This is a genomic window from Chania multitudinisentens RB-25, assembly GCF_000520015.2.
Classification (GTDB): Bacteria; Pseudomonadota; Gammaproteobacteria; order Enterobacterales; family Enterobacteriaceae; genus Chania; species Chania multitudinisentens.
On record NZ_CP007044.2, the window covers coordinates 5,198,687 to 5,220,339 of the forward strand.

At 54.4% G+C, this 21,653-nt stretch carries 16 protein-coding genes; 11 read left to right on the forward strand and 5 right to left on the reverse strand.

The genetic code is table 11. From position 1 onward, the window contains the following. Nucleotides 1–26: 26 nt before the first annotated feature. The 3 genes from Z042_RS23140 to sgrT all read right to left on the reverse strand — a co-directional run bounded on the left by Z042_RS23140 (nucleotide 27) and on the right by sgrT (nucleotide 3,268). Nucleotides 27–1,499: a DASS family sodium-coupled anion symporter gene (locus Z042_RS23140; RefSeq protein ID WP_024910348.1), complete on the reverse strand. Its 1,473-nt coding sequence runs from the start codon at nucleotides 1,497–1,499 to the stop codon at nucleotides 27–29. 144 nt (nucleotides 1,500–1,643) lie between these two features. Continuing rightward, nucleotides 1,644–2,831: a sugar efflux transporter gene (locus Z042_RS23145; RefSeq protein WP_024910347.1), complete on the reverse strand. Its 1,188-nt coding sequence runs from the start codon at nucleotides 2,829–2,831 to the stop codon at nucleotides 1,644–1,646. 263 nt (nucleotides 2,832–3,094) lie between these two features. After that, nucleotides 3,095–3,268 carry a glucose uptake inhibitor SgrT gene (gene sgrT, locus Z042_RS25380; protein ID WP_071882861.1) on the reverse strand — a complete coding sequence of 58 codons (174 nt, stop codon included), beginning with the start codon at nucleotides 3,266–3,268 and terminating at the stop codon, nucleotides 3,095–3,097. Between the two features lie 92 nt (nucleotides 3,269–3,360). Between sgrT and sgrR the strand changes: the two genes are divergently transcribed. The 7 genes from sgrR to ilvN all read left to right on the forward strand — a co-directional run bounded on the left by sgrR (nucleotide 3,361) and on the right by ilvN (nucleotide 10,937). Further along, nucleotides 3,361–5,022, forward strand: coding sequence for an HTH-type transcriptional regulator SgrR (sgrR, locus tag Z042_RS23150; RefSeq protein ID WP_024910346.1), 1,662 nt, complete (start codon nucleotides 3,361–3,363; stop codon nucleotides 5,020–5,022). A 342-nt stretch (nucleotides 5,023–5,364) separates the two neighbouring features. Beyond that, nucleotides 5,365–6,351: a thiamine ABC transporter substrate binding subunit gene (gene thiB, locus Z042_RS23155; RefSeq protein ID WP_024910345.1), complete on the forward strand. Its 987-nt coding sequence runs from the start codon at nucleotides 5,365–5,367 to the stop codon at nucleotides 6,349–6,351. Next, nucleotides 6,327–7,940, forward strand: a complete 1,614-nt coding sequence (thiP, locus tag Z042_RS23160) for a thiamine/thiamine pyrophosphate ABC transporter permease ThiP (protein ID WP_024910344.1) — start codon at nucleotides 6,327–6,329, stop codon at nucleotides 7,938–7,940. The genes thiB and thiP overlap by 25 nt, the downstream gene beginning before the upstream one ends. After that, nucleotides 7,927–8,631: a thiamine ABC transporter ATP-binding protein ThiQ gene (gene thiQ / locus Z042_RS23165; RefSeq protein ID WP_024910343.1), complete on the forward strand. Its 705-nt coding sequence runs from the start codon at nucleotides 7,927–7,929 to the stop codon at nucleotides 8,629–8,631. The genes thiP and thiQ overlap by 14 nt, the downstream gene beginning before the upstream one ends. An 88-nt stretch (nucleotides 8,632–8,719) precedes the next feature. After that, the gene (ivbL, locus tag Z042_RS26195) at nucleotides 8,720–8,833 is read left to right on the forward strand and encodes an ilvB operon leader peptide IvbL (protein ID WP_417903547.1); all 114 of its coding nucleotides are present in this window, start codon (nucleotides 8,720–8,722) and stop codon (nucleotides 8,831–8,833) included. A gap of 112 nt (nucleotides 8,834–8,945) precedes the next feature. Next, nucleotides 8,946–10,640: an acetolactate synthase large subunit gene (ilvB, locus tag Z042_RS23170; protein WP_024910342.1), complete on the forward strand. Its 1,695-nt coding sequence runs from the start codon at nucleotides 8,946–8,948 to the stop codon at nucleotides 10,638–10,640. A gap of 3 nt (nucleotides 10,641–10,643) precedes the next feature. Beyond that, a complete protein-coding gene (ilvN, locus tag Z042_RS23175; protein WP_024910341.1) occupies nucleotides 10,644–10,937 on the forward strand; it encodes an acetolactate synthase small subunit in 294 nt (97 codons plus the stop codon). Nucleotides 10,938–11,001: 64 nt separating this feature from the next. Here ilvN and Z042_RS23180 read toward each other — a convergent pair whose 3' ends face one another. Next, entirely contained in the window at nucleotides 11,002–11,769 is a 768-nt protein-coding gene (locus Z042_RS23180) for a DedA family protein (protein WP_024910340.1), read from the reverse strand. Between the two features lie 310 nt (nucleotides 11,770–12,079). Here Z042_RS23180 and Z042_RS23185 point away from each other — a divergent pair, with 310 nt between their 5' ends. Next, nucleotides 12,080–14,446 carry a DNA polymerase II gene (locus Z042_RS23185; RefSeq protein ID WP_024910339.1) on the forward strand — a complete coding sequence of 789 codons (2,367 nt, stop codon included), beginning with the start codon at nucleotides 12,080–12,082 and terminating at the stop codon, nucleotides 14,444–14,446. A gap of 233 nt (nucleotides 14,447–14,679) precedes the next feature. After that, nucleotides 14,680–17,586 (forward strand): RNA polymerase-associated protein RapA, encoded by a 2,907-nt coding sequence (rapA, locus tag Z042_RS23190; RefSeq protein ID WP_024910338.1) that lies wholly within the window; start codon nucleotides 14,680–14,682, stop codon nucleotides 17,584–17,586. Between the two features lie 143 nt (nucleotides 17,587–17,729). Here the strand turns inward: rapA and pcaF are convergent, their stop codons facing one another. Next, a complete protein-coding gene (gene pcaF / locus Z042_RS23195) occupies nucleotides 17,730–18,935 on the reverse strand; it encodes a 3-oxoadipyl-CoA thiolase (protein ID WP_024910337.1) in 1,206 nt (401 codons plus the stop codon). A gap of 625 nt (nucleotides 18,936–19,560) precedes the next feature. Between pcaF and Z042_RS23205 the strand changes: the two genes are divergently transcribed. After that, nucleotides 19,561–20,730, forward strand: a complete 1,170-nt coding sequence (locus Z042_RS23205; protein WP_024910335.1) for an ABC transporter substrate-binding protein — start codon at nucleotides 19,561–19,563, stop codon at nucleotides 20,728–20,730. Between the two features lie 44 nt (nucleotides 20,731–20,774). Next, nucleotides 20,775–21,647: a branched-chain amino acid ABC transporter permease gene (locus Z042_RS23210; protein WP_024910334.1), complete on the forward strand. Its 873-nt coding sequence runs from the start codon at nucleotides 20,775–20,777 to the stop codon at nucleotides 21,645–21,647. Nucleotides 21,648–21,653: the final 6 nt, after the last annotated feature.

Below are 21,653 nucleotides of genomic sequence, written 5' to 3' on the forward strand. Positions count from 1 at the left end.
CGATCATTCGCCCCCTTTTCTTTTTATTACCAATAACCCAGCCACTTCCACCACACACCGCCGATCACCATCCAGATCAGCAGGTTGACCACGCTCATCACAAAACCGGTTTTCCACCATTCCCCCAGCGTTGCGTAACCGGAGCCAAAGATAATCGGCGCAGTGCCAGTGGCGTAATGGGTTAAGGACATCATCAGTGAGGAAGAAAACGCCAGAATCAGGCCGAGCAGAGCAGGCGGTGCACCCAGCGCAATACCGGCGGCAAAGAATGCGGCAAACATGGCGGTAACGTGCGCGGTGGTGCTGGCAAAGAAATAGTGTGAATACAGGTAGATCAGCGTCAGCAGTATGGTCCCGCCGATCCAGCTCATCCCCATATTATCAATGCCCGTTCCTACGGTTTTCGACAACCAACCAATCAACCCAAGTTTGCCCAGGAAGGTCGCCATCATCACCAATGCGGCAAACCACACTACCGTATCCCAAGCTCCTTTGTGTTTCAGCACGTCATCCCAGCTCAATACGCCCGTCGCCAATAAGATAGCCAAACCGATCAATGCGGCGGTCGTCGGATTCACCGCCAGTTCCGGGCCAAAGATCATGGCTGGAACTCCAGCCCACAAGATCAGCAACAGGGCAAACACCCCCAGCGTGATTTTCTCTGCCAGCGTCACCACCCCGAGCGCTTCCAGTTTTTCCTGCGCGAAACGAGGCGCATCCGGGGTGCTTTTAATTTCCGGCGGGTACAGCAGATAGACCACCAGCGGCATTACCACCAACGAACAGATCGCGGGAACCAGCGCGGCGATCGCCCACATTGACCACGTAAGCTCAAACTCAGAACCAGCGCCTTTAGCGATTAAATTAACCACCAGCGGGTTAGGTGCGGTTGCCGTGATAAACATGGCAGACGTGATCGGGTTGATATTGTAGTTCACCAGCGCAAGATAGCGGCCAATGGTACTGGAGGTATTCAACTCAGGCTTTGAGCCAAAACTGTCAGCGATCGACTTCATGATCGGGTGAATAATCCCGCCGCCACGCGCGGTATTACTCGGCGTCACCGGGGCCAGTACGGTTTCTGCCATGGTCAACGCATAGGCAATCCCCAACGTCTTCTTGCCGAACAGCGAAATAAAGTAGTAGCCAATACGCGCGCCTAACCCGGTTTTATTCAGGCTGAGGGAGATCATGATGGCAAAGCCGATCAGCCAGATCAGTTGGTTAGAAAAGCCACTGAGTGCATCATCCAGTGCAGCAGCCGGTTTGCCAGGATTGGTGACCCCGGTCAATGCCACCAGTGCGATAGCAATAATGGAAACCGCACCGATCGGCATCGCCTTGCCAATGATGGCAACAATAGTACCGATAAACAGCGCCAGTAAATGCCAGGCATTAGGAGCAACCCCTTCCGGCACAGGAATGACGAACCAGATAATCAGAGCAACAATAATGGCAATCAGTGAAGGGACAGGCTTAAGCGGCGTTAATTTATCCATGAAATACCCACTTTTATCAACAGGAGCAGCATCTCAGCAACAAGACAGATAAAGAATGCGAAACTCGCACTCTAAGTTTGCTTATCTTAGAGAATAGGAAACAATCTTATCAATGAGTTGTATCAAATAAGCCTGTGTTCCACATCACACTTCCCGCACTCTGGCACACATCCAAAGCGCCAGCATCGCTAATAAAGTTATCAACCAATAAACAGCGTAATGTCCAAAATTCTCAACCAATGCACCTTGTAATATCCCCGCCAGGATCACCCCGGTGGAAATACTGTTGGTAAACATGGTCGTGGCCGCTCCCGGCCGCCCCGGCATCAATTCCTGAAAATACAGCATACCGATCCCGGCAATAATGCCGATGAAGACAGCATTGAACAGCTGCAACACCATCAATGCGGCCTTGAACTTGAACAAGGCCAACCCGGCATAGAACAACACGCCTGCGGCGACCGCAAACAGCATCATGTTACGTTTGCCGAAACGTTTGACGTAATAACCCGCTAACAGCATCGCTGGGATTTCCAACCCCGCGGCAGTGCCCATCAACAAACCCGCCAGCCGTTCCGGTAGACCAAGGTCGGCGGTGATATACAGCGGCATATCGATGATATACATGGTGTTGCAGGTCCACATCAGCATTGAAGCCAAAAATAACAGACGCACATCAGGGTCGCGCCAGGCACTGATAGGGGCGATTGGGGGGGAATCCACACTGATTTCAACCTGCGCTCGCGGTACTGAAGGCAGTATCAGCCACACCAACAATGCGCTGATAACAAAAATCGCCGCCGCAACCAGAAACATGACGGTAAAACCGTAATTCAGCGCCAACATGAACGATAACGGTGGGCCAATTACCCAAGCTAATGAAAGCTGGGCACGCATGACTGAACTGAACATCACCACTTCACGGGCTGAATGATCGGCATATTCACGTGCCAGCGCAAAAATCTGCGGCATGGCCGTATTGGCTATCGCCGCCAACAGAACACCGGCGGTAATCAGCGTTAAATAATCACGGTTGAATGCAAACAGCAGGCTATTGCCCACCGCCATCAGGCAACACAACAGGATCAGCCTGCGCCTATCACCCTGCGTATCTGAACGTTTCGCCAGCAGAAAACTAACGATAATCCCGGCAACGGCATTCAGGGTATAAAACAGCCCAACCCATAATGGGCGAACTTTCACCTCGGTGGTAAGAAATAAACTCAGCGTAGGCGCCTGTAACGCACCAGCAATACCAGAAAGAAAGGCAACGATCAGAAAAGCAGCAAAAACGGGATTGAAACGGCGTGGCAGCCAGCGTTTGAAATTCATACCTGCGTCCCTGACCAGAAAATAAAGAAACCGACACCCAAGCTGCTGCAAGATACAGGTAGGCGGCAGCTGAGTGACAAATCTGCTTGCAGCAGCCCGAGGGGGTGGCCAAGTCACACAGCCCCCTGCGCCTTGAAGGGCAACGGAGTATGCTACAGAAGGAAAATTACAGAATAAAGCAGCGTCGCAGATAAAAATACCAGTGGGTTGCCCCACTGGCTGGTGAAAAGCACCATTACTCAGAAACACTTTTACGATGAGCGTTAGATACGCTCACGGTATTGTTTGTCGCTTAGCGTATTGATATCCCACTGGGTCAAATGAGCCAGCATCTCCAACCGCGCCTGTTGCGGAATCACCTTCAACCAGTCAACCTTCTGGCATTGAATCGCCGTAAAATAACGCTGATAAAACTGTTTCGCCAAGAGAGCCTTCATTAACTGTCCCTCCGCACTTTTGCCTACAACAATTATCGGCGTAATATAGGGAAAGATAAATTGACAGATTGATGCCGGAGAGTTCCTCTTTTATGCCTACCTCGCGCTTACAACAACAGTTTATCCGCCTGTGGCAGTGCTACCGCGGCCAGCCAACTGAAACCACGCTGCAAGAACTGGCAGAAGTGCTCAATTGCTCGCGCCGACATGTGCGTTCCTTGCTGGGTGCCATGCAGCGGCAAGGTTGGTTAGCCTGGCAAGCCGAGGCCGGGCGCGGCAAGCGTTCACAGCTCAGTTTCCATTACACCGGCCTGGCACTTCAGCAGCAGCGCGCGGAAGAGCTGCTGGAGCAGGATAAAATCGACCAGTTGGTGCAGTTGGTCGGCGACAAAAATGCCGTGCGCCAAATGCTGCTGGCTCAGTTGGGGCGCAGCTTTCGCCAGGGTAAACATATCCTGCGCGTGCTCTACTACCGCCAACTTTATAATTTACTACCCGGCTCGGCGTTACGCCGCTCGGAAACCCATCTGGCCCGGCAGATTTTCAACGGCCTGACCCGCATAAATGAGGAAAACGGGGAACTCGAATCCGATCTTTCACATCACTGGCAAACAATAACTCCTTTGCACTGGCGCTTTTATCTGCGCCCGGCAATTCGCTTCCATCATGGCCGCGAATTGGAAATGGAAGACGTAATTCATTCATTGAATCGGTTGATCCCACAACCCTTGTTTTCTCATATCAACACCATCACATCACCTACGCCTTATGTGATCGACGTCCACCTGCATAGCCCGGATTATTGGCTGCCCTGGTTGCTGGGCAGCGTACATGCCATGATCCTGCCGCGCGAATGGCAGAGCCTGCCGGATTTTGCCCGCCACCCCATCGGCACCGGGCCTTACAGCGTGGTACACAATCACCGCAGTCAGATGAAAATTCATGCTTTTGATGATTACTTTGGTTATCGCGCGTTGATTGACGAGGTCAATATCTGGGTGCTGCCAGAAGTCACCGAAGAGCTGGTTTATTCTGGTGTGCAGTTGCAAGGGGATGAGACCGGTAACAACGAACTGGAAAGCCGCCTTGAGGAAGGCTGCTATTTTCTGTTGTTTGATCAGCGCTCAGCGCTGGCAAGCAATCCGGCAATCCGCAGTTGGTTAAGTGAACTGATCAATCCTATCGCGCTGTTGAGCCACGCTGGGCCGGTCTATCAACGTTATTGGGCTCCAGCCTACGGCATCCTGCCACGCTGGTTGCATAACCGTACAGTGGAGCAACACCCCAAGCCTGCAGGCTTAAGCGAACTGACGCTGACTTTTTACAACCAGCATTCGGAATTCCATGCCATCCAGCAAGCCATCGAACCTTTGCTGGCCCTACATGGCATCACGCTGAATGTGCAAACCGTCAACTACGATGATTGGCATAAAGGCGCAGCGGCCAGCGATTTGTGGCTCGGCAGTGCCAATTTCACACTGCCACTGGAATTCTCTCTGTTTGCCACACTGTATGAAACGCCGTTAATTCAGCACTGCCTGAGTGAGGATATCGCCCAGGATGCCGCACTGTGGCGCGATAACCGGCTGCCGTTGGCTGAATTTTGCCAACGTCTGGTCAGCAGCCACCAGCTACACCCGTTGTTCCATCACTGGCTACAACTGCATGGCCAGCGCACCATGCGCGGGGTACGCATGAACACTCTTGGGTGGTTCGATTTTAAATCAGCCTGGTTTGCCCCGCCGGAGGCATAAGCCTCTTTCACCGCTGCACGTTAATCTCTACAATAGCGCCGTCTCAACGGGGTGCGGAAAATAACGAACGTTGCATAAAAACGCAGCGAGCCGTGTTCAGGCGACGGCGGCCAGCGCACAGCAACCGGGGTGTACTTAAGTACATGAGGATTGCGAGCACTGCCCAACGTCGGATCAACACGAGCGCAGCACGTTTTTTTCCGCTGAGAGCACACCCGTCGAACCTGATCCGGTCAATACCGGCGGAGGGATTTGAGTACCGCGTCGCTTATCCCCGATAAATTTCGATGGTGGGGATACCGCCCTCAGATACCTTTGCCCCTTAAATTTCAGGAGTGCAAAGTGGTCAAAAAATACCTGCCCTGCTTATTGCTATTGGCTGCCACGCCAGTGCTGGCCAAGCCAACACTAACGATTTATACCTACGATTCTTTCGCCGCCGACTGGGGCCCAGGCCCGGCGATTAAAAAAGCCTTTGAAGCCGATTGTGACTGCGAATTGAAATTCGTGGCGCTGGAAGACGGTGTTTCACTGCTCAACCGCGTGCGGATGGAAGGCAAGAACAGCGCCGCCGATATCGTCTTGGGGTTGGATAACAACCTGCTGCAAGCAGCAAAGCAAACCGGCCTGTTCGCTGCCAGCCAGGTTGATACTCGTCAGTTGACCGTACCGGGCGGCTGGCAGGACAACACCTTCGTGCCTTACGATTACGGTTACTTCGCTTTTGTTTACAACCGAGACAAACTGAAAAACCCGCCCAAAAGCCTGAAAGAACTGGTTAGCAGCGATCAACCCTGGAAAATCATTTATCAGGACCCGCGCACCAGCACCCCGGGGCTAGGCCTGTTGCTGTGGATGCAGAAAGTGTATGGCGACCAGGCAGCGGAAGCCTGGCAGCAGTTGGCGAAAAAAACGGTGACCGTCACCAAAGGCTGGAGTGAGGCCTATGGTTTATTCCTGAAAGGCGAAAGCGATCTGGTGCTCAGCTATACCACTTCCCCAGCTTACCACCTGATTGAAGAGAAAAAAGACAACTACGCGGCCGCTAACTTCAGTGAAGGCCATTATTTGCAGGTAGAAGTGGCCGGTAAACTGAAGGCCAGCAAAAACCCTGAACTGGCCGAACGCTTTATGCAGTTTATGGTCACTCCGGCGTTCCAGAATACCATTCCTACCGGCAACTGGATGTATCCGGTGATTAAAACCACACTGCCAGCAGGTTTTGAGCAGATGACCGTACCGCAAACGGCGCTGCAATTCAGTTCTGAAGATGTTGCCAAACAGCGTAGCCAGTGGGTCCAGGCATGGCAAAACGCCGTCAGCCACTGATCCCACACTGGTTATGGCCGGGTCTGATCGCCGCTGGCCTGATTGGGCTAATTGCTCTGTTGGCGCTGGGCTCCTTATGGCAGCACGCCCCCGGCAGCGATTGGCGCAGCTTGTGGCAAGACCGCTATCTGTGGCACGTGGTGCGTTTTACCTTTTGGCAAGCGCTGCTGTCGGCACTGATTTCCGTGCTACCCGCCATCCCGCTGGCTCAAGCACTTTATCGGCGGCGCTTCCCTGGCCGCAATCTGCTGCTGCGCCTGTGCGCCATGACCTTGGTGTTGCCAGTGCTGGTGGCCGTTTTCGGTATTCTTAGCGTCTACGGGAAACAAGGCTGGTTGGCAGCGCTGTGCGGCTGGTTGGGAATAGATTACCGTTTTTCTCCCTACGGTCTGCAAGGCATTCTGCTGGCGCATCTGTTCTTTAATCTGCCGCTGGCGACGCGTTTGCTGTTACAAGCGCTGGAAAATATTCCCACGGAACAGCGCCAGTTGGCCGCACAGCTGGGGATGAATAGCAGGCAACAGTTTCGCTTTGTGGAATGGCCTGCGCTACGCCGCCAGAGCCTGCCCTGCGGTGCTTTGATCTTTATGCTGTGTTTCGCCAGCTTTGCCACCGTACTGTCCCTCGGCGGTGGGCCGCAGGCCACCACCATTGAGCTGGCTATCTATCAGGCATTGAGCTACGACTACGATCTCAGCCGTGCCGCACTATTGGCGCTGATCCAACTGACCTGCTGCCTCGGGTTGGTCGTGCTCAGCCAACGTTTGAATCAGGCATTGCCGGTGGGCCACACCCATGCGCAAATCTGGCACAACCCGGAAGACAGCCGCTGGCGGCGCATCCGCGATACATTGCTGATTAGCGCCGCTCTGCTCTTGTTATTACCCCCACTGCTGGCGGTGATGATTGACGGGGCCAACCAAACCCTCGTTACCGTGCTGCAACAACCCGTCCTGTGGCAAGCGCTGTTTACCTCATTGCGCATTGCGCTCGGTGCTGGTCTATTGTGCGTGGTGCTGACCATGATGCTGCTGTGGAGCAGCCGGGAATTGAAACTGCGGCAGCGCCCCACCCAGGGCCACCTGCTGGAACTGAGCGGTATGACGATCCTCGCCATGCCGGGCATTGTGCTGGCAACCGGCTTTTTCCTGCTACTGAGCGATACCACCGGATTACCACAATCCCCTTACGCACTGGTGATCCTCACCAACGCCTTGATGGCCGTGCCTTACGCACTGAAGGTGCTGGAAAACCCGATGCGCGATCTGGCCGAGCGCTATAATCCGTTGTGCCTGTCGCTGGATATACACGGCTGGCAGCGTTTGCGCTGGATTGAGTTGAAAGCGCTGCAACGCCCGCTAGCTCAAGCATTGGCATTTGCCTGTGTGCTATCGATTGGCGATTTCGGCGTGGTGGCCCTGTTCGGCAACGAGCAATTCCGTACCCTGCCTTTTTACCTGTATCAGCAGATTGGCTCCTACCGCAGCAATGATGGCGCAGTCACCGCCGCATTGCTGCTGTTACTGTGTTTTCTGCTGTTTACCCTGATTGAACGTTTACCGGGCCGCTACGCGAATGCTAACGCTTGAAAGACTGACTTACCTGTATGAACACCTGCCGATGCGGTTTGATCTGCGTATCCAACCGGGCGAGCATGTCGCGGTTTTGGGGCCAAGCGGCGCAGGTAAAAGCACCCTGCTCAGCCTGATTGCCGGTTTTCTCCCGGCGGCCAGCGGCAAACTTCTGCTGAACGGCAGCGATCACACCGCGACGCCCCCCGCCAAACGCCCGGTTTCCATGCTGTTTCAGGAAAATAACCTGTTTGCCCACCTGACGGTGGCGCAAAATATCGGTTTAGGGCTGCACCCCGGCCTGCACCTAAATGCGCCTCAGCAACAGCAGTTGGCGCAAATCGCCCAGCAGGTGGGGCTGGAAGAACACCTGCAACGCCTGCCTGCACAGCTTTCCGGTGGGCAACGCCAACGTACCGCGCTGGCGCGCTGCCTGGTTCGCCAACAACCGATTCTGCTGCTTGATGAACCGTTTTCCGCGCTCGATCCGGCCCTGCGCAAAGAGATGCTGCAATTACTGCAACAAGTATGCGCTCTACGCCAGCTCACACTGTTAATGGTTTCGCACAATCTTGACGATGCCATCGGTATCGCCCCCCGCACCTTGTTGGTAGTAGATGGCCGCATCTACTACGATGGCCCAACTCAAGCCTTGATAGAGGGAACCGCTCCAGAAGCATACATCTTGGGCATTTCGCCAAAATCGTGATCCAGGACGCGTTTTTTATGCTGAATCAATAAACCTGTTGTGTGAGTTTTACGCCTGTGGTTTTATAAAACTCTGTTTTTTACTACTGATGATAAGGTTCCCTGTGATCGCATCCTCGCTGACTTCGACCCTACTAATTACCGCGCTACCAGCCGCGGTGGTCGTCGTGCGTGTGGTGGTCGTCGTCGGCAGTGCGCCGTAGGGTCCGAATCAACGTATCGATTCCCAAACCCCGCCGGCGCAAAACCGGGCGGGGTTTCTTGTTTTAGTCCCCTGCCCAGAAATGCGACCCGGCCTTGATAAAGGATAGCAACATGGCAATTTCGGGTACGCCACACCAAGGACAACGCTTTACCGGCGCACAGCTGATCGTACATCTGCTGGAGCGCCAGGGTATTACCACCATTGCAGGAATACCCGGCGGTGCCGCGCTGCCGCTGTACGATGCATTAAGCCAAAGCACTATTATCAAGCACGTGCTGGCCCGCCATGAACAAGGTGCCGGTTTTATGGCTCAGGGTATGGCGCGCACCAACGGCAAAGCAGCGGTTTGTATCTCATCCAGCGGCCCTGGAGCCACCAATCTGGTCACCGCCATCGCAGATGCCAAACTCGATTCTATTCCACTGGTATGCATTACCGGCCAAGTGCCTTCTTCGATGATCGGCACCGACGCCTTTCAGGAAGTCGATACCTACGGTATTTCAATCCCCATTACCAAATACAATCACCTGGTGCGTGATATCCGCGAACTACCGCAGGTGATCTGCGATGCCTTCCGCATTGCCGAATCCGGCCGCCCTGGCCCGGTATGGATCGACATCCCGAAAGACGTGCAAACCGCAGTGATTGATCTGGCTGAATTGCCACCGATCGCCGTACCAGATGCCCCGCCCGCCTTCGACAGCGCGCAGGTTACCCAGGCAGCCGCCATGATTAATCAGGCCAAACGCCCGGTGCTGTATCTGGGTGGTGGTATTATCTGCGCTGAAGCCCATAAAGCGGCCTTGCAGATGGCCGAACGCGCCAACCTGCCCACCACCATGACCTTGATGGCGCTGGGTGCCATGCCGGTAGAACATCCGTTATCACTGGGAATGTTGGGTATGCACGCAGCACGCAGCACCAACTTCATCTTGCAGGAAGCCGACTTACTGATCGTGTTAGGTGCCCGTTTCGACGACCGCGCCATCGGTAAAACCGAGCAGTTCTGCCCGAACGCCGACATCATCCACGTGGATATCGATCGCGCCGAACTGGGTAAGGTTAAACAAGCCAATATCGCTATTCATGGTGATGTTGGTCAGGTGTTGCAGCAACTGCTGCCGCAGATCGAAGCACAACCACGCAGCACCTGGCTGAAAATCGTCAATGACCTGAAATGCGAATTCCCGTTCAACATGCCCAACGTTGACGATCCGCTGAGCCATTACGGCTTGGTAAAAGCGGCCGCACGCTGCGTGGATGAAAACGCCATTATCACCACCGATGTCGGCCAGCACCAGATGTGGGTCGCGCAGGCTTACCCACTGAGCCGCGCGCGCCAATGGCTGACTTCCGGCGGTTTAGGCACCATGGGGTTTGGCCTGCCAGCGGCGATCGGTGCAGCATTGGCTGAACCGCAGCGCAAAATATTGTGCTTTTCCGGTGATGGCAGCCTGATGATGAATATTCAGGAAATGGCGACGGCGGTTGAACACAACCTGGATGTCAAAATCATTCTGATGAACAACCAGGCGCTGGGGCTGGTACATCAGCAACAAACTCTGTTCTATCAGCAACATATTTATGCTGCCACCTATCCGAAGCACACCGACTTCCTGAAAATAGCCGCCGGTTTCGGCTTGGATACCTGCGATTTGAACGCTGAGGAGGATCCACAGGCCGCGCTGATGGCCGCGATCCAGCGCCCAGGCCCATGTCTGATCCATGCGCTGATCGATATGAATGAAAAAGTCTACCCGATGGTGCCGCCGGGTGCCGCCAACATCGAAATGATTGGAGAATAAGCCATGCAGTCACTACAAAAGAACCCGCAGGTGATCCTGGAACTGGCCGTGCGTAACCATCCCGGTGTTATGACGCACGTCTGTGGTCTGTTTGCCCGCCGCGCCTTCAACGTAGAAGGTATCCTGTGTATGCCACTGAAGGATGGTACACAAAGCCGCATCTGGCTGCTGGTGGCGGACGATCAGCGCCTGGTGCAGATGATCAGTCAGGTAGAAAAGCTGGAAGATGTGCTACAGGTGAAACGCCACCATGAAGATATGCGGGTGTTTGAACAACTAGAGGCTTTCTTCCAGTAACAACCACCTTTCTTTCCAAGCGGCAGCCAACCACGCTGCCAGCTTGAAAAATGACGGGTTTATGTCACCTCGCCAACACTTGCCACAGCAGATGCCGGTAAACCGGCATCAAAGGTTGTTGCGACAAATAATAGAAACCGGCCAGCCCGACTCCCCAGCTCAACACACACGCGACACGCAGGCGCAACGGCGAAAGCCAGCGGGCCAGCTTATCAACACCGCGTTTCCCCTCCCGCCACCAGCGCCAACTCAACCAGGCGGCCAACCACATCACCAGCACCACGCCAAACAGCAGCCATTTGAATAAGGTACTGTTGGCGCTGTAAGGGATATCAATCGCCACACCGGCCAGAATACCGGGGAAGAAATAAACCGGTGGCCACGTCAGGCAACCAATGATATTTGGTAAAGCAAACTTGTAAGGCGGCAGACTGAGCATACCGGCCACCATCGGCACCAGCGGGCGAGTCGGGCCGATAAAGCGGCCAACCAGGATGGTAATCATGCTGTGCTGATGCAACGCATATTCGGTTTTATCCAGCATCGCCTTGTGCTTTTGCAGAAATGACCAACGGTGCAGTGGTTCTTTAAAGGCCCGGCCAATAAAATAGGAGATCCAGTCCCCCAGCAGGCAACCGACGATACCGGCCCCCCAAGCCAGATAAAAATCCACCTTCCCACCGCCAATCAGTGCGCCAATGCTGGCCATCATCACCGTGCCGGGCAACAGCAGGCCGACTAATGCCAATGACTCCAACAGGGCCACCAACATGACCACGCTCAGGGTGAAAGCCAGTGACTGGGTGACCAAATGCTGTAAATAGGCTTCCATTCAACCTCTATTCATAAGCAGAAATGCGTGGACGAAGGATTGTCCGGCGCACCACATAATCAGTCAACCGATGAATTGTATACGTTTTTGATTGGATAAAACGACATAGACAAATACTGTATAAAAAACCATGCTACAATCGATTTGATTACGCAACAACGCTGCGGCTTGAAAGACGAAGGTTATACCCAATGGATTTCAAGTTGCAGCTAGGCGGCAAGGCCGTGTATCCCCAGGATGCTTACTTAAGTAAGTGACTGGGGTAAATGGCCGCAGCCAACAACGCTGCGGCTTGAAAGACGAAGGGTATATGACATCTCCGCAACAGGGCTTCATACTCACGCGCCACTGGCGCGACACCCCGGCCGGAACTGAAGTCGAATTCTGGTTGGCAACCGACAGCGGGCCACAGCGGCTTACATTGGCTCCCCAGCCTTCGGTGGCTTTCATCCCTGCCGAACAGCAAGCGCGCGCCGAATTATTGTTGCGCGAAGAACGCCATGTCGAACTGAAACCGCTGCCACTACTGGATTTTCATTCCCGCCCGGTTGTGGGTCTCTATTGCCGCCAGCACCGCCAGTTAATCAAGCTGGAAAAGCTGCTGCGAGAAGGCGGTGTTAACGTTTATGAGGCCGATATCCGCCCCCCTGAACGTTATCTGATGGAGCGTTTTATCACCGCGCCGGTCTGGTTCAGCGGTCAACCCGGCGGCAACGGCCTTTGGTTTAATGGCCAGATGAAACCGGCACCAGACTATCGCCCCACGCTTAAACTGGTGTCATTGGACATCGAAACCACCGCTCACGGTGAACTGTATTCTATTGCGCTGGAAGGATGCGGCCAGCGCCAGGTGTATATGCTCGGCCCGGCCAATGGCAGTGATGAAGCACTGGATTTCGAACTGGAATACTGCAACAGCCGCCCGCAGCTGCTGGAACGGTTGAATCAGTGGCTGGAGCGGCACGATCCCGATGCCATTATCGGCTGGAACCTGGTGCAGTTCGATCTGCGGGTGTTGCAAAAACACGCCGAACGTTACCAGATCCCATTGCGTTTTGGCCGTGGCAACACCCTGTTGGAATGGCGCGAACACGGTTTCAAACAAAATCACTTCTTCGTCAGCGCCGCAGGGCGCTTGATCATCGACGGCATTGAGGCACTGAAATCGGCCACCTGGAACTTCCCCTCTTTTAGCCTGGAATCGGTATCACAAACGCTGCTGGGGGAAGGTAAATCGATCGACAACCCTTATCAACGCATGGCGGAGATCGATCGGCGTTTCGCTGAAGATAAACCCGCGCTGGCGCGCTATAACCTGAAAGACTGTGAACTGGTAACGCGCATTTTCGCCAAGACCGAATTGCTCACCTTTCTGCTGGAACGCGCCACCGTCACCGGGCTGGCCGCCGATCGCAGCGGCGGCTCGGTGGCCGCCTTCAGCCATCTCTATATCCCACGCATGCATCGGCAGGGCTATGTCGCCCCCAACCTGGGCGAACTGCCAGAAGAACACAGCCCCGGCGGCTTTGTGATGGACTCACAACCCGGTCTGTATGATTCGGTGCTGGTGCTGGACTACAAGAGCCTGTACCCGTCGATCATCCGCACTTTCCTGATCGACCCGGTCGGGCTAGTGGAAGGAATGCAACATCAGGATGACGCCGATTCCGTGCCAGGTTTCCGCCAGGCCCGCTTCTCGCGCAGCAAACACTGCCTGCCGACCATCGTCAGCCAGATCTGGCAAGGGCGCGAGGAGGCCAAGCGCCAGCAGAACAAACCCCTGTCGCAGGCGCTGAAAATCATCATGAATGCCTTCTATGGCGTCCTGGGTTCAAGCGGCTGCCGTTTCTTCGATCCGCGCCTGGCGTCGTCAATTACCCTGCGCGGCCACGAGATCATGCGCCAAACCCGCAAACTGATTGAAGCGGAAAACTATCAGGTGATCTACGGCGATACGGACTCCACCTTTGTCTGGCTGAAAAAAGTGCACACGGAACAACAGGCCGCAGAGATTGGCCGCAAATTAGTCGCCCACATCAACCGCTGGTGGCAACAGCATTTGCAACAGCAATATGGGTTGGCAAGTGCGCTGGAGCTGGAGTTTGAAACCCACTATTGCCGTTTTCTGATGCCCACCATCCGCGGCGCGGAACAAGGCAGCAAAAAGCGCTATGCCGGGTTGATCAGCAAAGCCGACGGCCATGAAGAGATGATCTACAAGGGCTTGGAAACCGTGCGTAGCGACTGGACACCGCTGGCGCAGCAATTCCAGCAGCAACTGTATCAGCGTATTTTCAAACGGCAGCCTTACCAGGATTTCGTCCGCGATTACGTTGCCAAAACGCTCAGCGGTAGCTTTGACGATCAGTTGGTATACCGCAAGCGTCTGCGGCGCAGGCTGAGCGATTACCAGCGCAACGTGCCGCCGCACGTGCGCGCAGCGCGCATCGCCGACGACTATAACCGCCAGCAAGGGCGGCCCCTGCAATACCAGAACGGTGGCTGGATCAGTTACGTCATGACCGTCGCCGGGCCAGAACCGCTGGAAACCCAACAATCGGCAATCGATTATGATCATTATCTTGAACGACAACTGCAACCGGTAGCAGACGCTATACTTCCATTCTTGCACGACGATTTTACAACATTGGTCACCGGTCAAATGGGGTTATTCTGATATTCGGCCCGCAAGACCGGAATTAAGAAAGGGTAAGAAAAATCATCAGGTTTTGCAGGTGACGAACGCATCGCCTTCCATTACCATAGCGCCCTTCCCTAATTCTTAACCACTCATATACACTCAATAATTCGAGTTGCTGCGCACATGCAACTGGAAATATGACGTGAACACTGTCATTGCAGTCTGGTGCCATCGTAAGACTGACTTAATAAGAATCGAGCCGACAAACTATGCCTTTTACACTTGGTCAACGCTGGATCAGCGATACGGAAAGCGAATTGGGATTGGGAACCGTGGTAGCGCTGGATGCGCGTATGGTTACCCTGCTTTTCCCCGCCACCGGTGAAAACCGTCTCTATGCCAGAAATGACTCGCCAATTACTCGCGTGATGTTCAACCCAGGTGACACTATCAGTCACCATGAAGGTTGGCAGTTGCAGGTTGAAGAAGTCAAAGAGGAGAACGGTCTGCTGACCTACATCGGCACGCGTTTGGATACTCATGAAACCGGCGTCACCATGCGGGAAGTGCTGCTGGACAGCAAGCTGACCTTCAGTAAGCCACAGGATCGTCTGTTTGCCGGTCAGATTGACCGGATGGATCGCTTTGCACTGCGCTTCCGTGCACGTAAATACCAGAGTGAGCAATATCGTCTACCCTTTGCCGGTTTGCGCGGTATGCGTGCCAGCCTGATCCCACACCAGTTGCACATTGCCTATGAAGTTGGCCAGCGCCATGCGCCGCGCGTTCTGCTGGCCGATGAAGTTGGCCTGGGTAAAACCATCGAAGCCGGGATGATCATTCACCAGCAATTGCTGGCAGGCCGTGCCGAACGCGTGTTGATTGTGGTGCCGGAAACCCTGCAACACCAGTGGCTGGTTGAGATGATGCGCCGCTTCAATCTCTATTTCTCACTGTTTGATGACAGCCGCTATACCGAAGCCATGCAGGACAGCAGCAACCCGTTCGAAACTGAACAGTTGGTGATCTGCTCGCTGGATTTTGTGCGCCGTAATAAACAGCGCCTGGAACAGTTGGCCGATGCCCATTGGGATTTGCTGGTGGTGGACGAAGCCCACCATTTGGCCTGGAGCGAAGAGGCACCCAGCCGCGAATATCAGGTTATCGAACAACTGGCGGAGCAGACCCCTGGCGTGCTGTTGCTCACCGCCACCCCAGAGCAACTCGGCCAGCAAAGCCACTTTGCTCGCCTGCGCCTGCTGGATCCGAACCGTTTTCATGATTATCAAGAGTTTGTCAACGAGCAGCAGAAATACCGCCCGGTCGCCGATGCGGTAACGTTATTACTGAGTGGCGAACATCTGGCCGATGACAAACTCAATCTGTTGGGCGATCTGATCGACGAACAGGACATTGAGCCACTGCTCAAAGCGGCCAACAGTGACAGCGATAACAGTGAACAGGCACGCCAGGAACTGGTCACCATGTTGATGGATCGCCATGGCACCAGCCGCGTGCTGTTCCGTAATACCCGTAACGGAGTGAAAGGTTTCCCACACCGCCATCTGCACCAGATCAAGCTGCCGTTGCCAACGCAATATCAAACGGCAATCAAAGTCTCCGGCATTATGGGCGCGAAGAAAACCGTTGAAGCCCGCGCCCGCGACATGTTGTATCCAGAGCAGATTTATCAGGAATTCGAAGGGGAAAATGCCACTTGGTGGAACTTCGATCCGCGCGTTGAATGGCTGCTGGATTACCTGATCGCCAACCGTCATGAAAAGGTGCTGGTGATTTGTGCCAAGGCTGATACCGCGTTGCAACTGGAACAGGTGCTGCGTGAGCGGGAAGCGATCCGTGCCGCCGTATTCCATGAAGGGCTGACGATTATCGAACGCGATCGCGCTGCCGCTTACTTCGCGTCACAGGAAGAAGGGGCGCAGGTGTTGCTGTGTTCTGAAATCGGCTCCGAAGGGCGTAACTTCCAGTTTGCCAGCCACATGGTGATGTTCGATCTGCCGTTCAACCCGGATTTGCTGGAACAGCGCATTGGCCGCCTGGATCGTATCGGCCAGATGCATGACATCCAAATCATGGTGCCTTATCTGGAAGATACCGCGCAGGCGATTCTGGGCCGCTGGTTCCATGAAGGGCTGGATGCTTTCGAACATACCTGCCCGACCGGCCGCCCGATTTATGACAGCAGTTACGAGCAGTTGATTGGTTATTTGGCCGCGCCCACCGAACAGGAAGGGTTGGATGAGTTTATCCACACCTGCCGCCAGCAGCACAACCAGCTCAAAACCCAGTTGGAACAGGGCCGCGATCGGTTGCTGGAAATGCACTCCAACGGCGGTGAAAAAGCCCAAGAGCTGGCAGCCGCCATCGCCACACAGGATAACGATATCAATCTGGTCAGCTTTGCGCTCAATCTGTTCGATATCGTCGGCATCAATCAGGAAGATCGCAGCGATAACCTGATCGTTCTGACACCGTCAGATCATATGCTAGTGCCGGATTTCCCGGGTTTGCCGCAGGATGGCTGTACCGTAACTTTCGATCGTGAACAGGCGCTGTCGCGTGAAGATGCTCAATTCGTCAGTTGGGAACACCCGATTATCCGCAATGGCCTGGATCTGATTCTGTCTGGTGACACCGGCAGTTGTGCGGTTTCGTTACTGAAGAATAAAGCGTTGCCGGTAGGAACCTTGCTGGTGGAACTGGTGTATGTGGTTGAAGCGCAGGCGCCGAAACACCTGCAACTGACCCGCTTCCTGCCACCAACGCCAATCCGCATGCTGATGGATCGTAAAGGCAGCAATCTGGCGGCACAGGTTGAGTTCGAAAGCTTTAACCGCCAGTTGAATGCCGTGAATCGCCACACCTCCAGCAAGCTGGTGAACGCAGTGCAACAGGATGTGCATATCATGCTGCAACAGGCAGAAAGCCTGGTAGAAGCACAGGCCCGCGCACTGATTGAGCAGGCTAAACAAGAGGCCGACGACAAGCTGAGCACTGAGCTGGCGCGTCTGGAAGCCCTGAAAGCGGTTAACCCGAACATCCGTGACGACGAAGTTGAAACTCTGGAGTTCAACCGCAAACAGGTGCTGGCTAATCTGAACGAAGCCGGATGGCGCTTGGATGCTATCCGCCTGGTGGTGGTCACTCACCAGTAATCTCACGCGGGGAGCTTCGGCTCCCCGTTTGCTCGTTTATACTCTCAATAATTCAAGTGACCGCCTCCGAAGAAACAAGTCTCAGACAGGCCAAATAGCGCAGCCAACCCCCATGCAACTTGAAGTATCCCGAGTCCAGGCCATTAAACACGTTCCAGAATCATGGCGATACCCTGCCCCACACCAATACACATGGTGCAGAGCGCATAGCGGCCATTACGCCGTTCCAATTCCAGCGTCGCCGCCAGCGCTAAGCGCGCACCGCTCATGCCCAAAGGGTGCCCCAACGCAATCGCCCCGCCGTTCGGATTCACCTGCTCAGCATCATCGGGTAGCCCCAACTGGCGCAGCACGGCCAAAGCCTGCGCAGCAAAGGCTTCATTCAGTTCGATCACGTCCATTTGTGCCAAACGTAATCCGCTCATTGCCAACACTTTCTCTGTGGCAGACACTGGGCCAATCCCCATCAAGCCCGGCTCTACGCCGCAGACCGCCGTTGCTACAATCCGCGTGCGCGGCGTTAAACCTTGCCGCAACGCCATGGCTTCTGAGGCCACAATCAAAGCCGCAGCACCGTCGTTGATGCCGGAGGCATTGCCTGCGGTAACCGTACCAGGGTGACGAAAAGGCGGCTTCAAACGTTGCAGTTGCTCAAGCGTGGTGCTGGCCCGCGGGTGTTCATCCTCGGTGATCTGCGTTTCCCCCCCTTTCTGATTACGCACCGTCACCGACGTGATCTCTTCAGCCAGAATCCCCTGCTGTTGCGCCCGTGCGGTACGCTGTTGGCTGCGTAAGGCGAAAGCATCCTGATCGGCCCGGCTGATGGCAAACTTGCTGGCAACATTCTCGGCGGTTTCCGCCATCGACTCTGTACCGTGCCACTGCTGCATCAACGGATTGACAAAACGCCAGCCCAGCGTGGTATCAAACATCTGTGTCTGGCGGCTGAAAGCGCTGTCGGCTTTCCCCATTACCCAGGGGGCCCGCGTCATCGATTCTGCCCCACCCGCCAACAGCAGATTAGCTTCGCCCGCTTTGATACTGCGCGCGGCTATCGCCAATGCATCCAGACCAGAGCCACACAGCCGATTGACCGTCGCCCCTGGCACTTCCAGGGGTAAACGCGCCAACAGCGCAGCCATGCGGGCCAGATTACGGTTATCTTCCCCAGCCTGATTAGCACACCCGAGAATGACGTCATCAACCCGTTGCCAATCCAGCGCCGGATAACGCGCCAATAACGCCTGTAACGGGATCGCCGCCAGATCGTCGGTGCGCAAATTGGCCAGCGCTCCGGCGTAACGGCCTATCGGCGTTCGCACACCATCACAAATAAATGCGTGCTGCATAGAGTATTCCTTAATAAAAACCTGCTGTTGATAGATTTTTTCTTATCTATGAAGGAGATCCTCTTATTTTTAGGGGTATCCTCCGCCTCTGCACTTGTAATAAAAATCCATAATTTGCAACATATGTCTAACTTTCACCCATTTGTTTTAACATTATTTTGTATAAATTATCTCAATCTGTCTATATTAATCGAGAATAACCTTGTTATTGAGCAACACCATCCCGTTCAGAGGCAAGATAAGGAAACAGATTGATTGAGGTTGTAACCATGATTCCTGAGGAGTGGGTGGCTGTACGTTGACAGGCGCATCTGCCCCACCTCAAACGAACCTCCTTCCTCGGTTCATCTGCGGTAGAAAGAGTGCCAATCGCCATGCTGAGCTTGGATAAGCCCTGTCTTGCGCCAACATCTGGGAAATATGAACGGTTCTGCGCCAGGCCTACGCCCACGGCAAAGAAGAGTTCGAACCAAAATAAACAGACCGTCGTTGATCTACCCAAGCAATTTAAAACAACAGGTAATTCGATAGCCTGGCCCTGCCAATCTCAGGGCCAGGACACTGAGGGCTTTCCCGCAGTTTGGAAAGTGCAGAGTAAAAAAATACGACCATCCTGGGAGGAGTGATGAATTTAACAAAATGGTTTGCAATCGGTTTGTCATGCACCACAGCACTGTCGGTGATACCCGCTACTCAGGCGGCTGAATATCAGGTCGGTGCTGTGATTTCACTGACCGGAGTGAATGCCCGTGGAGGAACGGGCATGCATGAAGGCATCAAAGTCGCGGAATCCGTGTTTAACCAACGGGGCGGCAATGTGCAGATCAAAGTCGAGACGATCAACGATGAATCCTCACCGGCCAAGGCCGTGGCGGCAGTGGAAAGGCTTGCCGCCAATAAAGTGGTCGCCATTACCGGTGGAGCAACTTCAGACATCGTGGGGCCTGCCGCTACCGCAGCCGACAAACTCGGCCTGCCCTTTATGACCTCTGGCGGCACCAGCAGCGAATTTCTGACGCAGGGGTTCAAATCTTTCTTTCGTATCAACAATACCACCGGTTATGTCAAAGCCATGGCGGGCCTGCTGGAGACAATGCAGGTCAAAAAGCTGGCGGTTATTTACTCAACCAAAAAATCGACCAGTGAAATGGCCCGCATGATGCAGCAGTACATGGCTGAAAAAGGAGTGGTGGTCACCATGCACCCCTTTGAAGCCACCACGGTGGATTTCAAGCCGATTATCAACAAGATCAAACTGCAAGATAAGCCAGACGCCATCAATATGATTGGCTACGAAAATGACTATGTCGGTATTTTGCGGGCAACCCGCGTCCTTAAACCCCAGGTCAAGGCCATGGTCGGTGCCTGGCAGATCGCTACTTCCAAAATGTACCAAGACTTCCCCGATCTGGTTGATAAAACCTACGGCACAGAAATGCTGCCGGTGCCGGTCACGTTCAATCGGCCGGAAGGCCAGGCATTTGAAGCCGCTTTTCGCAAACTCTACCCGCATGAGCCTGATTATCTTTCACAGTACGGTTTCGTGCAGGGCATGTTGCTGTTTGAAGCCATTGCCCGCGCAGAGGCCGCCGGCACGCTTGATAAAGGAGGAATTGCACAGGAACTGCGCTCCACCCCGGTGGACACCATCATTGGCAACGTGCGCTTTACCGAGCAGGGCGACAATGAAGAATTCGTACAGAACATCGGACAACACCAGAAAGGCAACATCGTCATCGTGTGGCCAGAAAGTGCATCCACAGGCGCCATGCAGTTTCCTGGTACTCCCTGGTAACAGCCGCGAGCGGGATGTTTACCCCACCTGAACAAGAGGTGCGCATGTCTGAATTATTATTTCAATCATTATACTCCGGCCTGCTGGCCGGCAGTGTCTATGCCTTGCTCGCGCTGGGGTTGGCACTGGTATTTGGCATTATGCGCCTGGTCAATCTGGCGCACGGTGAATTGGTGTTACTGGCGGGATATATTGCCTATACCTTCGAATCATCAACCGGCTTCGGGCCACTCTGGTCGATACCGTTGGCCTTTATCGTCGTCTGTGCGACGGCAATCGGCATCTATATGCTGCTCAGCCGTATCAAGATCGACCGTGAACTCAACTCACTGCTGTTGACCTATGGCATTGCCGTGATTTTAACCAACCTGATCCTGCTGATCTGGAATGCCAATATCCGCTCCAGCAGTTCAGTCTGGCTGCAAGAACCGATTGTTATCGGCGATCTGTATGCCATGAATGGTGAACTGGTGGCATTCGTCATGAGCCTGATCCTGCTGGTCGCACTCTGGAAATGGCTGGCAAGCAGTTGGTATGGCCGCGCCGTTCGCGCCGTATCCAGCCACCGCGAAGCCTCCATGCTGATGGGGATCAACCCCAAACAGACGGAAATGATCTCGTTTCTGCTGGCAGGCATGATGGCGTCGGTTGCCGGTGTGGCGATCTACTGTACACGGGTTTTACAACCCGCGTTGGGAGAATCGCTGACCATCAAGGCGTTCATTATCACAGTATTAGCCGGCATCGGCTCAATTCCAGGGGTATTGATCGGGGCGATTGTGATTGGTATCGCTGAAGCCATGAGCGCGACCTTGTTCAACCCTGCCTGGCAGGATCTGGTCAGCATGGGGTTATTCCTGCTGGTCCTGTTCCTGCGTCCTAATGGTCTATTCGGCGCAGCGCGGCGTCAGGGATAAAGCGAT